At 71.6% G+C, this 13396-nt stretch carries 10 protein-coding genes; 5 read left to right on the plus strand and 5 right to left on the minus strand.

The features are described from left to right. Positions 1-32 precede the first annotated feature (32 nt). The 3 genes from JIAGA_RS0100840 to pdhA are packed head-to-tail and all read right to left on the minus strand — an operon-like array spanning position 33 to position 3377. Positions 33-1301 carry a dihydrolipoamide acetyltransferase family protein gene (locus JIAGA_RS0100840; RefSeq protein WP_026874213.1) on the minus strand — a complete coding sequence of 423 codons (1269 nt, stop codon included), beginning with the start codon at positions 1299-1301 and terminating at the stop codon, positions 33-35. Between the two features lie 26 nt (positions 1302-1327). Then, positions 1328-2335: an alpha-ketoacid dehydrogenase subunit beta gene (locus JIAGA_RS0100845; protein ID WP_026874214.1), complete on the minus strand. Its 1008-nt coding sequence runs from the start codon at positions 2333-2335 to the stop codon at positions 1328-1330. A 1-nt stretch (position 2336) separates the two neighbouring features. Beyond that, positions 2337-3377, minus strand: coding sequence for a pyruvate dehydrogenase (acetyl-transferring) E1 component subunit alpha (pdhA, locus tag JIAGA_RS0100850; RefSeq protein ID WP_211239457.1), 1041 nt, complete (start codon positions 3375-3377; stop codon positions 2337-2339). Positions 3378-3500: 123 nt separating this feature from the next. Between pdhA and JIAGA_RS26665 the strand changes: the two genes are divergently transcribed. From JIAGA_RS26665 to JIAGA_RS0100865, 3 genes are all read left to right on the plus strand, one after another. Next, positions 3501-4193, plus strand: a complete 693-nt coding sequence (locus JIAGA_RS26665; protein WP_084469377.1) for a TetR/AcrR family transcriptional regulator — start codon at positions 3501-3503, stop codon at positions 4191-4193. 115 nt (positions 4194-4308) lie between these two features. Further along, the gene (locus JIAGA_RS0100860) at positions 4309-7158 is read left to right on the plus strand and encodes an AfsR/SARP family transcriptional regulator (RefSeq protein ID WP_026874216.1); all 2850 of its coding nucleotides are present in this window, start codon (positions 4309-4311) and stop codon (positions 7156-7158) included. 319 nt (positions 7159-7477) lie between these two features. Then, positions 7478-9676, plus strand: a complete 2199-nt coding sequence (locus JIAGA_RS0100865) for an Ig-like domain-containing protein (protein ID WP_026874217.1) — start codon at positions 7478-7480, stop codon at positions 9674-9676. 248 nt (positions 9677-9924) lie between these two features. On the opposite strand, the gene JIAGA_RS26670 is transcribed toward JIAGA_RS0100865, so the two are convergent. Both JIAGA_RS26670 and JIAGA_RS0100875 read right to left on the minus strand, forming a co-directional pair. Further along, positions 9925-10620: a DUF1707 SHOCT-like domain-containing protein gene (locus JIAGA_RS26670; protein ID WP_051425517.1), complete on the minus strand. Its 696-nt coding sequence runs from the start codon at positions 10618-10620 to the stop codon at positions 9925-9927. Between the two features lie 62 nt (positions 10621-10682). Next, entirely contained in the window at positions 10683-11135 is a 453-nt protein-coding gene (locus JIAGA_RS0100875) for a (deoxy)nucleoside triphosphate pyrophosphohydrolase (RefSeq protein WP_035811932.1), read from the minus strand. A gap of 167 nt (positions 11136-11302) precedes the next feature. On the opposite strand from JIAGA_RS0100875, the gene JIAGA_RS0100880 reads away from it, so the two are divergent. After that, positions 11303-12250 carry a CAP domain-containing protein gene (locus JIAGA_RS0100880; RefSeq protein WP_026874219.1) on the plus strand — a complete coding sequence of 316 codons (948 nt, stop codon included), beginning with the start codon at positions 11303-11305 and terminating at the stop codon, positions 12248-12250. A 73-nt stretch (positions 12251-12323) separates the two neighbouring features. Next, complete coding sequence (locus tag JIAGA_RS0100885; RefSeq protein WP_026874220.1) at positions 12324-13367, plus strand: GNAT family N-acetyltransferase; 1044 nt, start codon at positions 12324-12326, stop codon at positions 13365-13367. Positions 13368-13396 lie beyond the last annotated feature (29 nt).

A 13396-nucleotide genomic window follows, 5' to 3' on the forward strand; every position in this document is an offset into this window, starting at 1 on the left:
GCACGGGCGGCAGCACGCGCCGCCCGTGCCGGTCAGGCGACCGCCAGCCAGGGGTTCTCCAGCACCGCGGCCAGGTCACGGACGAACTCCGCGGCCTGGGCGCCGTCGATGACCCGGTGGTCCGACGACAACGTCATGGTCATCCGCTGTACCACCGCGACCTCGCCTTCGCGCACCCCCGGCTCGGACCGCACCGCGCCGACCGCCAGGATGGCCGCCTCCGGCGGGTTGATCACCGCGGTGAAGTGGTCGATGCCGTACATGCCCAGGTTGCTGACGGTGAAGGTGCCGCCGCTCATCTCGTCCAGGCCCAGCTTGCGGTCGCGTGCCTTGCCGGCGAGCTCCCGTGTCTCGGCCGAGATGCGGGTCAGGCTCTTGCCGTCGGTGTCGCGGATGACCGGCACCACCAGCCCGGTCTCCGTGGCCACCGCGATCCCGACGTTGACACGCCCGTGCTGCACGATGCCGTCGTCGGTGAACGACGAGTTCACGACCGGGTGATCGCGCAGCACGACCGCGACGGCGCGCACGACGATGTCGTTGACGCTCACCTTGCGCTTGTCCGCCGCGACGAGCCGTTCGTTCAGCTCGGCGCGCAGTTGCATGAGCGGGCCGGCGTCCACCGTCTTCGTGACATAGAAGTGCGGCGACGACTGCATGCTCTCGGTGAGCCGTCGCGCGATCGTCTTGCGGATGGACGTCAGCGGGATGAGCTCGTCGGTCTCCTCCAGCGCCGGGGCCGCGGCCGGAGCCGCCGTCGGAGCCGGGGCGGTGGTCGGCTGGGCGCCCGCCGCGTCGCGCGCCTTCGCGACGTCGGCGCGGATGATGCGCCCGCCCGGGCCGGTGCCCTCGACGGTGGCCAGGTCGATACCGAACTCGCGGGCGTCCCGGCGGGCCAGCGGTGACGACAGCACCCGGGCGCCGTTGGATCCGTCGGCCGGAGCGGGTGTCCCGGCTGGCTCGGCTGCGGCCGGAGCCGGCGCCGCCTCGGGTTCGGCAGGCTTCTCCGCCGCGGCGGACTGCTTCGCGGCGGGCTCGGCAGCCGGCGCGGCCACGGCGGGGTCGCCGGCTGTCTGCAGCCGGGCGATCGGCGCCCCGATCGGAGCGGTGCCGCCGTCGGGCACGACGATCTCCGCGAGCACGCCGGCCTCGTAGGCCTCGTGCTCCATGATCGCCTTGTCGGTCTCGATCTCGACCAGGATGTCGCCGGCCTTGACCTCGTCACCGACCTGCTTGCGCCACGCGCTGACGACCCCTTCCTCCATCGTGTCCGAAAGGCGGGGCATCAGGATGTCGACCATGACTTCTCCCTGTGCGTGTCGACGCGTCAGTGCGCGCCGACGGACCGGCGCCCGACAGCGTCGAGCGTCTGGTGAACGGCGGTGACGACATCGTTGGCGGACGGCAGCGCGGCCAGCTCCAGCGACTTGGCGTACGGCAGCGGCACTTCGGCCATCGCCACCCGCCGCACCGGTGCGTCCAGCCAGTCGAACGCACCGTCGGAGATCGACGCGGCGACTTCCGCGCCGATGCCGTAGGTGAGCCAGTCGTCCTCGAGGACCACGGCGCAGTTCGTCTTCTTCACCGACTCGATGACGGTGTCGCGGTCCAGCGGCCGCAGGCTGCGCAGGTCGACCACCTCGGCGGAGATGCCCTCCTCGCTGGCCAGCTTCTCCGCGACCTGGAGCGCGACGTGTGCCATCCGGGAGTAGGCGACCAGCGTGATGTCGGTGCCCTCGCGGGTCACCGCCGCGCGCCCGATCTCGGCGGGCTCGTCGCCGTCGGGAACCTCGCCCTTGGTGTTGTAGAGCGCGAGGTTCTCCAGGAACAGCACCGGGTCGTCGTCCCGGATGGACGCGAGCATCAGCGCCTTCGCATCGGCCGGCGACGACGGCGCCACCACCTTGAGGCCGGGCGTGAACGCGTAGAACAGCTCGACGTTCTGCGAGTGGGTCGCGGCGAGCTGCTGGCCGCCGCCCCCGGGGGTGCGGATCACCATCGGCACGCTGCGCTGGCCGCCGAACATGCCGTAGATCTTCGCCGCGTGGTTGACGATCTGGTCCAGTGCGAGCAGCGAGAAGTTGATCGTCATGATCTCGACGACGGGCCGCAGGCCCAGCATGGCGGCGCCGACGGCCGCGCCGGTGAAGCCTTCCTCGGCGATCGGGGTGTCGCGGACCCGGCGCGGGCCGAACTCCTCGAGCATCCCGGCGGTGATCTTGTACGAGCCCTCGAACCGGCCGATCTCCTCGCCCATCAGGAACACGTCCGGGTCGCGGAGCATCTCGGCGCGCAGCGTGTCGTGCAGCGCCTGGCGGTAACTCATGACGGCCATGTCAGGCTCCTACCGGGAACAGCGGGTCGGACGGCAGACGGCGCGAGTCGTTTGGCACCGGCGTCGCATAGGTGTAGTCGAACAGCGAGGAGACCTCGGGAGCGGGGCTCTTCTCCGCGAACTCGACGGCGGCCTTGACGATACGCGCCACGTCGGCGTCGACCCCGGCCAATTCGTCGACATCGGCAATGCCCTCAGATATCAGCTTGTCGTGCATGCCGGCGACGGGGTCCTGCGCGCGGACCGCCTCGACCTCGTCCTTGCTGCGGTAGGCCGCGGGGTCGACGACGGAGTGCCCGCGCAGCCGGCCGCTCACGGTCTCCAGCAGATAGGGCTTCTGCTCCGTGCGGGCTCGCTCGACGGCGACCTTGGCGGCGTCGCGCACGGCGGTGACGTCGTTGCCGTCGACCCGGGCGGACTCCATCCGGTACGCCGACGCCCGCTTGTAGAGCTCCGGCTCGGCCGAGGACATTTCGACCGTGGTGCCCATGCCCAGCTGGTTGTTGACGACCACGAACACGACCGGCAGGTCCCACAGCGCCGCCATGTTCAGGCTCTCGTGGAACGCGCCGATGTTGGTGGTGCCGTCACCCATCTGGCACATGACGACCTCGTCGCCGCCCCGGTAGGAGATGGCGAGGGCCGCGCCGGCCGCGAGCGGGAGCTGGCCACCGACGATGCCGTAGCCGCCCAGCTGGCGCACGTCGGTGTCGAACAGGTGCATCGAACCGCCCCAGCCCTTGCTGACGCCGTCCTGCCGGCCATACAGCTCGGCCATGACCCGGCCGGGATCCATGCCGCGGACCAGCGCGTAGCCGTGGTCGCGGTAGTTGGTGAAGAGGTAGTCGCGCTCCTCGAGTGCGGCCATGAGGCCGACGACAGTGGCCTCCTCGCCGAGGTTCAGGTGGCAGTATCCACCGATCTTGGCCTCGGTGTAGGCCTGCGCCGTGCGCTCCTCGAACCGCCGGACCAGGAGCATCTGCCGGTAGAAGCCGAGCAGCTCCTCGGGGTCCGGGGCCGATCGCTTACGTCTGGTGGCCACTGTCCACCCGCCCTTCGTTGTCACGGGACGTTTCAAGCCGTAGGGCCCGGCGGTGGCCGGGCAAACAATGAAACGTTAGCGTTTCATTGCACAGAAGACTACATCCGGGTCAGGATGGCGACCATGACAGGGCGCTCGGGGACCGCACACTCGTCGGCGGCGCCGTCGGCACCGTCGAAGAGGACGGCGACGACGCAGCGTGGACGGCCACGCGACGCCGACCGTGCCGCCAGGCGGGATGCACTGCTCGAGACAGCGATGCGCCAGTTCCTCACCCGAGGCTACGGCAGCACCACCATCGAAGAGCTGGCCGCGCAGGCCCGGGTCGCCAAGCGCACCATCTACACCACCGTCGGCGACAAGGCCGACCTGTTCGTCGCCGTGGTGCGACGGCTGGGCGATCGGGTCGTCAAGCCGGTCGTGCCGCACGACGGCGACCCGCTGGCCGACCTGCACGCGTTCGGGGTCCGCCTGGTCCGGCTGATGCTGTCCGACGAGGCCATCGGCCTGCACCGGCTGGTCACCGCGGAGGCCGCGAAGTTCCCGGACGTCGCGGCCCGGCACTACGAGAACGGCCCGCGCCGGTACATTGCCGTGCTGGCCGAACTGCTCGCGGCATTTCCGCCGGAGCGCCTCGGCCCCGCCGCCGACGACCTCGAGGCCCTGGCCGAGCAGCTGTTCACGCTGCTGATGGGCGAGCGGCATCGGCGCCGGATGTTCGGACTCGACCCAGCGCCGTCGCTCGCCGACGCCGACGCCCACGTGACCCGCACGCTGCGGATGATCGTCAGGGAGCGGGTACCCCCAGAGGGGTAGCAACGCGCTGGCGATCACCCGCCGGTCATCGGTCCGGTCCTCGGATGACAGTGTCGCGACCGGAAGGTCACCGGTACGGTGACACCCGTGCAGGGGGACGGAGGGATGACACAGCGTGGCTCGCGCACGACTTGATGTCGCGCTGCTGGGGCCGGTCGAGGTGCACCGCGACGGCGCTCCCCTGCAGGTGCCGGCCGGCCGACCGACCGTCATTCTCGCAGCTTTGGCCGTGCGGCCCGGCACGATCGTCCCGGTGGACACCCTCGCCGGCTACCTCTGGCCGGACGAGGAACCGGTCCGCCCGCGGGCGGCCATCCAGACGCACGTAGCCCGGCTGCGAGCCGCGCTCGGAGACGGCCTCGTCCAAGCGGCGGGCGACGGCTACCGGCTCGACGTGCCTCCCGACGCCGTCGACGTCTCCCGGTTCCGGAACCTGGTGAGCGCCTCCCGCGACGCCGGGCCGGCCGGCGAGCTGGAACTGCTGCGCTCAGCCCTGGCGCTGTGGCGTGGGCAACCGCTCACCGGGCTGGTCCCCGACGACTTCGAGCGGACCGCGGCGCCACTGCTGGTCGAGGAGATGCTCGCGGCCACGGAACGGCTCAACGAGCTGCGGCTGCAGCTGGACCAGATCGACGACGACGCCGTGCCCGAGCTGCGCCGGCTGGTGGCGGCCCATCCGTGGCGGGAACGGCTCTGGGCACAGCTGATGCTGACGCTGTACCGCCAGGGCCGGCAGGGCGACGCCGTCGCCGCCTACCACGAGCTGGTCACGGTGCTGGGTGACGAACTCGGCATCGACCCCGGGCCGGAGCTCGCCGAAGTCCACCGCCGCATCCTCGCCTCCGACCCCACCCTCCTCGGGGGCAGGCAGCAACCACCGCAGGTGCGCGCACCGTTCCAGCTCCCGCGCACCACGGCGCGGTTCGTCGGCCGCGAGGCCGAGCTCGAGACCCTGACGAGCACGTTGTCCGAGAGCCGGTCGTGGGCCCGGCTCGCACTGATCTCCGGCCCCGGCGGGTCCGGGAAGACGACCCTGGCCCTGCACGCGGGCCATGCGCTGCGCGACGCGCACCCGGACGGCCAGCTCTTCGCCGAGCTGCGCGGTTCCAGCGACCCCGCGGACCCCGCCGACGTGCTGGCCGAGTTCCTGCGTGCGCTGGGCACCGACGAGGCGGACATCCCGCTGCTGGCCGACGAGCGGGCTGCGCTGTTCCGGTCGTTGTGCGCCAACCGCCGCCTGTTGGTGGTGCTCGACGACGCCCGCGACGCTGCCCAGGTCACGCCGCTGCTGCCCGGCTCGGGCGGGTGCAGCGCGCTGGTGACCAGCCGGCCGCAGCTGAGCGTGCTGCCGGCCGACGTCCAGCTCGACCTGACCCTGTTCTCCGACGACGACGCGTACGTGCTGCTGGAATCCATGGTGGGGCGCGACCGGCTGGCCGCGGAGCCCGACGCCACCGCCGTCGTCCTCGGCGCCTGCCAGGGGTCGCCGCTGGCGCTGCGGATCGCCGGCGGTCGCCTGGTCACCCGGCCGTCGTGGCCCATCGACCACTTCGCCGAGCGGCTCATGGGCAGCCGGCTCGACGAGCTCGAGATCGGCGACCTGAGCGTGCGAGCCATGCTCACCGCGTCCGTCCAGGGCCTCGACCCCGCCGTCGCCTACCGCTTCCGGCTGCTCGCCGCGCTGCCCGGGCCGTCCGTCGACGTCGAGGCGGCCGCGGTCGCCTGGGACGTCTCCGCGGGCGACGCCCGGGCCCGGCTCGAGCACCTCGTCGACGTCCGGATCATCGACTCCCACGCCCCCGATGAGTACCGCTGGCACGACCTCGTCGACGAGCACCTGCGCGCCATCGCCGACCCCATCCGGGTGGCGGCCGCCCGGCGCCGGTTGGTTCGCTATTACCTGCGTTCACTGCACGAACTGTGGCCGGTGCTGCGAGCCGACGCCGAGGCCGTCGTCGATGCGGCGTGGTACCCGCACGATGTCACCGGCCGGCAGTTCAGCGACCGCGCCGACGTGCACCGCTGGCTGCACCCGCACACGCCGCTCATGACGTCGCTCGGCTTCGGTGGGCTGCGTTCGGAACAGCAGGAGGTGGTGGACGAGTCCGCCGCGCTGTTGCTCGCCCTTGCGCGGGCCGGCTACGAGTGCTGCCGCGACGTGCGCGGCGAGGAGCTCGCCCGGGCCGTGCTGGACATCCCCGAGGCGCTCGACGATCCCGCCCTGGAAGGGCGCGCCTGGCACACGCTCGCGCTGACGCTCGGTGCGCAGGGGCGGCGGAGTGAAGCCCTGGAGGCGGGCACCCGCGGCCTGGAGGTCCGCCGCGAGCTGGGGGACCGGTACGGCGAGATCATCATGCTGCACAACATGGCGGTCTGGCACGAACTGGACGGCGAATACCAAGAGGCGGCCGACCTGTTCGAGCAGTGCGTCGGGGCCGACGACGTCCTGACCCCGCCGATGCGTCGCCGCTGCCGTCGAAACCTCGCCCACGTACAGGTCAGCCTGGGCTGCTACGACGAGGCCCGGCGCAACCTGGAGCTGACCGGCACCGGCCTCGACGACCTCGGCACCGAGACCTTCGACCAGCTCGTCGCGGTCGGGCATCTCGATCTCGCGACGGGCGCGGCCGACCGCGCCGTCGACGGCTTCGAACGAGCCGCGGCGATGGCCGTCGAACTCGGTTCGGTCGCGCTGGAGGCCACCGCCCTGGTCAAGGCCGCGCAGGCGCGCCGCGCGGCCGGTGTCGACTACGCCGAGGCGGCGGCCCGTGCTGCCGGCCTGGCCCGTGGCGAGCACTTGGCTGACGTGGAGGCGGAGGCGCTGTGCGAGCTGGGCCGGAACAGCGCCGCCCAGGGCGACGATGCGGCCGCTGCCGTGCACTGGACCGCGGCGCTGCGCATCTACGAATCGATGGGGTCGGCGCGCGCCGCGGAGGTGCGGACGCTTCTGATGCCACAGCGCTGACAGCCGCACCGGTGAACAGCTCACCCATTGAGCATCGGACATCGCGCCACGGTGCGGTCTTTGTCCGGTTTTAGCCGGACAAAACATGGCTCATGAATTGTCGCGAGAAATGTCCCGGGAAAAACTGCATGACCAAATGCAGGTCGGACTGTATTGCGGCAGTCGACTTGTGTAACGTGATCTCGTCCCGGTTTCCGCGTCATATAGGGGGTCAGCCCAGGTCGCGGTCGCCGGGGAAAATCCATGTCAGAATGACATTCTTGGAGAATTTGTGAGCACAATGCTGCCGCGTCGGCGAGGCGCGGCACGTGCTGCCGGAATGCTCGTGGCGACGGCCGTCGTCGGTGGAGGCGCTCTCGCCTCGACCACCACGGCCGCCCACGCCGAAGAGCAGATCCCCGCAGTGCTGCCGACCTTCGCCGCCGACGACTTCATCGATCTGGCAGCCGACCTGCCGGCCACGCTGCAGGCGGCCATCGAGCGCGACCTCGGTATCGACCCGGCGCAGTACCTGGCCAACGCGGAGGCGGCGCGCGCCGCGTCCGACGTGGCCACGGCGCTGCGGGCCCAGGGGGTCGACGTCCTCGGCACCTCGATCGACGGTCAGGACGTCACCTACAACGTCGCCACCGAGGCCGACGCGGCCCTCGCCGAAGCCACCGGCGCTGAGGTCACCGTCGGCCCGATCGGCCTCCTGGAGAGCGAGCGCGAGGTCCAGCCGGCCGCCGACCACAAGGGCGGGTACGGCTACGCCTACCAGGTCGGCGAGCCCGACAACACCGGCTCGTACCCGCTGAGCCGGTGCTCCGTCGGCTTCAGCGGTTTCGACACCGACGGCAACGACCGCTACCTCACCGCCGGCCACTGCGGCGTCGACGAGGAAACCGGCGAGCAGTTCACCTACCCGGTGCACCACATCGAGCTCACCGAGCCGATCTGGGACACCGAGGGGTGGGCGAGCCAGTTCCCCGGCCCGGAGCTGGGCGAGTTCGTGCCCGGATCGATGCACTTCGGGCAGGAGCACGACGGCGGCCTTGTCGACATCACCAACTCCGACTGGACCGGTGTCCCGCAGGTCGCGGGCTGGGCCGGCGGCTCCGGCGCGCCGGACGCGGACTCCGTCACCATCCGCGGCCCGATCGAGGCCGTGACCGGTGCCCAGGCCTGCAAGTCCGGCGCCACGTCCGGCTGGACCTGCGGCGAGATCCTGGTCCCGGTGCAGAGCACCCAGGTCGGCGCGCAGAGCGTGTCCGGCTTCATCTTCAACGCCTGCCTGCTGGGCGGCGACAGCGGCGGCTCGGTCGTCGTCGGCAACTACGCGCTGGGTGTGAACTCCGGCTCCACCCACGAGGGGCGGACCGAGTGCGACAGCTGGGTGCCGGCGAGCGGCCCGGACGACACGCAGGGCGACTTCAGCATCGGCTACGCGCTGACCGGCGGTCAGTACAACGCTCTCACCCTGCTCGGTAGCGAGTGGGAGCTGTCCGTCGCAGTGGCCACCCCGCAGGTCACCTCGCCGGAGGACGGCGGCGAGACCGGCCCGACCCCGACCTTCACCGGCACGGTGCAGGCCGCCCGCTCGACGCACAAGGTGCAGGTCGTCATCGACGGCGAGCAGACCTACGAGGGTCGCATCGCCGACGACGGCACCTTCTCCGTGGCCGTCGGCGAGGAGCTGGTTCCGGGCGAGCACACCTACGAGGTCACTGCCTCGTACGGCAACTTCTCCCGGTCCGAGGTGGCCACCGGCACCTTCACCTCGACCGAGGTCCAGGCCGAGGCGCTCACCGTCGAGTCGCCGACCAACGGCCAGACCACCGAGAACGCGCGGCCCGGTTTCAGCGGCACCGGCCAGCCCGGCGCCACCGTCACCCTGACGGTCGGCGACGAGGTCCTGGGCGAGGCCACTGTGGCCGAGGACGGCACGTGGTCCATCACGCCGACCTCGGACCTGCCGGTCGGCGAGCGGTTCGACGCCGTCGTCACCCAGGACTTCGAGGGTGACGTGCAGTCCGTCACCGTCGCCGACCTGGGCATCAAGGCTCCGGCCGTGACCATCACCGCTCCGGAGGACGGCTCGACCGTCGCCGGTGACGTGGTCTTCACGGGTACCGCGTTCGCCGGGGCCACCATCGGCCTGGCGATCGAGGGCACCGTCACCGAGTCGTCGGAGCGGGTGCAGACCGCCGCCGACGAGTGGGAGGGCGACCTCCAGGTCGACGAGGACGGCAGCTGGACCTTCACCCCCGCCGAGGCGCTGCAGGACGGCGAGTACACGCTCACCGCCAGCGCCAGCCTCGAGGGCGGCGACCCTGAGCTGACCACGTCGGAGACCTCGGTGTCGTTCACCGTCGCCAGCCAGAGCGACGAGGACGGCGGCGACGGCAACGACGACGGCACGGAGCTGCCGGACACCGGTTCGTCGAACGTCTGGATGATCGTCGTCGGTGTCGGCCTGCTCGCAGCCGGCGGCGCGGCGATCGCCATCCGCGCCCGCCGTAACGGGAGCACCGCGTAACACCCGAGCATGACCGAACGGCCCCGGCCCGCGACGCGGACCGGGGCCGTTTCGCGCCCCTCACCAGGGTGAAGGCCGGGTGAAAGCGATCTGAAAGTGGCCCTGTCTACTGTCGGAGTCAGCGCGGAAACGGAATGTCCTCCACCGCCGTCCCGCGCTGATACAGGGGGCTTCCACGGGGGAGCCATCCGGTGATATAGACCGGCCCCGCAGGTCCGTGCCCGGCCTGCGGGGCCGCCACCACCCGGCTAGTGCGCCTTCTTCGCCACCTGGCGGGCCTGCTTCAGCGGCAGGTCCTTCGCCTCCTCCGGCAACCGCCAGACGTCGACGCCACCCATCAGGTTGTAGGCCAGGATCCGCACCCGCGGCGCACCGGCCCGGGCCGGCCGGCGGCTGCCGCGCTCGCCGGTGCCGCCCATCAGCGAGAAACCACCGACGTCGACGTCGATGGTGTCGGGAACGTAGATGTCCATGCCGCCCATGACCGAGACGGCGACGATGGTGGTGTCGTCGGAGTCCAGTTCGGCATGCCGCAGGTCGATGTCGTGGCCGCCCATGACGGCGACGGCGTTGATGCGCTCCGCCGCTCGCCAACGGCCCCGCTTCTCGGTACCGCCCATGAAGGCGACGATCCAGCGGGTGGCCTGGCGACGCTTCGCCGGTGGCGCGGGGGCGGCGCCGGACGGCCCTTGGTCCTCGGATGGGAGGTCGGCGGTGAGCCGCGCCAGGTCCTCCCGGGTGACGGCCCGGTACGCCAGGCCGATGCGCTCTTCCAGCTCGAGCAGGGTGAGGCGGCCGGTGGTGGCGTGCTCGGACAGCGCCTGCACGACCAGCTCGCGCTCGGCGTCGGAGGCGCGCACGCCCGGCAGCACGTGCGGGACGGCGGGCTCGGGCGGCGGCGCGGGCTGCTCGTCCGGGCGTTCGGCGGGATCGGGGGCGGTCACTCTGTCAGGCTAGCGGCCGGAGCGGCTGCCGTCGTCCACCGCTCAGTGGATCTGGGCGCAGGTCAGCTCGCGTCGTCGTCGGCGCTCACCATGTCGATCAACGCCTTCACCACTTCCACGTCCGCGGGCAACCACGCGACGGCGTCCCACTCGCCCGGGCCGAGCCACCGCAGCTCGTCGTGCTCCTGCAGTGGCGCGGGAACGCCGTCGGTGAGAACGGCCAGCCACAGTCGCATCGACAACCCGGGGCCGAGCGTCCAGCGTCCCCGGATCGGGCCGGGCAGTTCGGCTCCGACCCGGACGCCGACGCCGAGTTCCTCGCGCAACTCCCGGTGTAGCGCCTCCAGGGGTTCCTCGCCCGGCTCGACCTTCCCACCAGGGAATTCCCAGCCACCGGCGAGGGCGGCCGGTGCGCTGCGGCGGGCGGTCAGCAGGGCACGGGGCCGGGTGAGGTCGTCGACGATGGCCGCGGCTACGACGAGTCGCTCGACCGGCCCCGCCTGCTCTTCGATCATGCGACCATCTTCGCGCGCCGGTGGTGTGACGCATCCGTCGGCCCGTCGATGTTTGAGAACCCTGACTTGTGGACAAAACTGGGCGATGGCTACGGTATGTACCGTTTCGTCGCAAAGACCGTCAGGGTGAGGGAGGGGCGCCCGGGGTTGGAAAGGATTCAGCACCCGTGACCTCGAACCACCGGCACGCGCGTCTGCGCAGGCTGCCTCCCTTCGTCAAAGTCGGTGCCATCGCGGTCCTGCCGGTCCTAGGGGTCGGCGGTCTGATCTACGCCGTGACGGACGACGAGCCCGTGCTGCACGCCCGGGTCGAGTCCACCACTCCCGACTTCACCGAGCGCGACGACGACTCCGAGACACCGAGCCCGCAGGCCTCCACTCCTGCCGAGACGCCGTCCATGTCTCCGACCGGGACGCCGTCGCCCACCGACGACGCATCCGGCGAGGCCGAGTCCGACTCCGGTTCGGGCGGATCGAGCGACGGTTCGTCCGGCTCGGGTTCCGATTCCGACGACGAGACGCCGGACGCGGACGAACCGTCCGAGCGGCCGCTCGCGACGCTGCCGCCGACCCAGCCGATGCCGACCGACGAGCCGACTCCGACCCCCACGGACGACGCGGAGCCGACCGACGAGCCGACACCCACCCCGTCCGACGAAGCCGAACCCACCGACGAGCCGACACCGGACGAGCCGGACCCCGAGCCCACCCAGCCGGTGCTGCCCGAGCTGCCGTTGAGCGGCCCGGAAGCGGGCCTGTTGGAGGCGGTTGCCGAGGTCCGTGCCGACGCCGGCTGCCCCGACCTGCGGTTGGATGCGCGGCTGCAGACGGCGGCCCGCGAGCACAGTGTCGACATGCGCCAGCGGCACTTCGTCTCGAACGTCAACCCCGACGGCGAAGGACCGGAGGACCGTGCCGCTGACCAGGGCTACCACGCCTCCGTCGGCGAGAACGTCAACTTCGGGCAGCGGCGGCCGTCCCGGGTCGTGGCCGCGTGGTCCGACCAGCGCCAGGAGCGTGCCCAGATGCTGGACTGCGACTACACCGCGGTCGGTGTCGGGGTCGAGTCCGGCCTGTTCGGCTCGTGGTGGACGCTGACGCTCGGCCGCGACTAGGGGTATCTCGTGGATCCTCGGCGGACCGGATAATCGCTCGCGCTGGCGACCGTACCGACTCTACGGTGACGGCGTGAGCACGCTCGATCTGGAACCTCTCGCCACCCGTGCGGCGCCGCCGCCACGGTTGCCCGCCCTACCTGCCGACGCCGGCCTCACGTGGCGGCCGCTGACGCTCGACGACGTGCCCGCGTGGCACCAGCTGGTGGTCGTCACCGAGAACGCGGACGACGCGCTGGAGCGGCAGACCGCGCAGGAGCTCGCCGACCTGTTCAAGGGCAGCTGGCGGGATCCGGCTCGCGACAGCATCGCCGGTTTCGACGCCGACGGTGTCGTCCGGGCGTTCGCCTGGTCGGTGTTCCGGCCGGTCGACGAAGGCATCCATGCGCCGTACCTGATCGGGGCGGTGCATCCGGAGTACCGCCGGCGCGGCATCGGCCGGGCCCTGGTGTCGTGGTCCGAGGCCCGGGCGCGGCAGCAGCTGGCCACCGCGGAGGTGAACCTGCCTGCCCGGATCCGGCTGTTCGCGGACGAGCACAACACGGGGGTGCGGCGGCTCGCCGAGGCCAGCGGGTTCGCGCCCCTGCGCTGGTACGTGGACATGCGCCGCGACCTCTCCCGGCCGCTTCCCGACATCGCCACACCGGCAGGCTTGCGCATCGAGGGCTATTCCGCGGAGCGGGACGAGGACGTGCGCATCACGCACAACGAGGCGTTCGCGCGCGACCACTGGGGGTCCAGCCCGATGGATGCGGAGGCGTGGGCCCTCGACGTCGTCGGCGGTGAGAAGTTCCGGCCCGACTGGAGCTTCGTCGCCGTGGAGGAATCCACCGGCCGGGTCGTCGGGTACCTGATGTCCGGTGCATACGACCAGGACTGGGAACCACAGGGGTACACCGAGGGGTGGACCGATCTCGTGGCCGTACGCCGCGAGTGGCGCGGCCGCGGCGTGGCCGGGCTGTTGCTGACGGCGGCGATGCGCGCCTACGCGGCGGAGGGCATGCAGTATGCCGGGCTGGACGTCGACACCGACAATCCCAGCGGTGCCCTCGGCACATACACCAGGCTCGGCTACGAGCGCCAGCGCGGCAGCGTGCTGTACACGCGCGAGATCTGAGTCACTACTGGCTCGTCGTTCGCGAACCC

The organism is Jiangella gansuensis DSM 44835 (assembly GCF_000515395.1).
GTDB classification, from domain to species: domain Bacteria; phylum Actinomycetota; class Actinomycetes; order Jiangellales; family Jiangellaceae; genus Jiangella; species Jiangella gansuensis.

Bases quoted from the DNA above. Each gene is read 5' to 3' on its own strand.
- JIAGA_RS0100845 (WP_026874214.1), bottom strand. From the start codon at position 2,335: ATGGCCGTCATGAGTTACCGCCAGGCGCTGCACGACACGCTGCGCGCC.
- JIAGA_RS26665 (WP_084469377.1), top strand. From the start codon at position 3,501: ATGACAGGGCGCTCGGGGACCGCACACTCGTCGGCGGCGCCGTCGGCA.
- JIAGA_RS0100865 (WP_026874217.1), top strand. From the start codon at position 7,478: ATGCTCGTGGCGACGGCCGTCGTCGGTGGAGGCGCTCTCGCCTCGACC.
- JIAGA_RS0100875 (WP_035811932.1), bottom strand. From the start codon at position 11,135: ATGATCGAAGAGCAGGCGGGGCCGGTCGAGCGACTCGTCGTAGCCGCG.
- JIAGA_RS0100840 (WP_026874213.1), bottom strand. From the start codon at position 1,301: ATGGTCGACATCCTGATGCCCCGCCTTTCGGACACGATGGAGGAAGGG.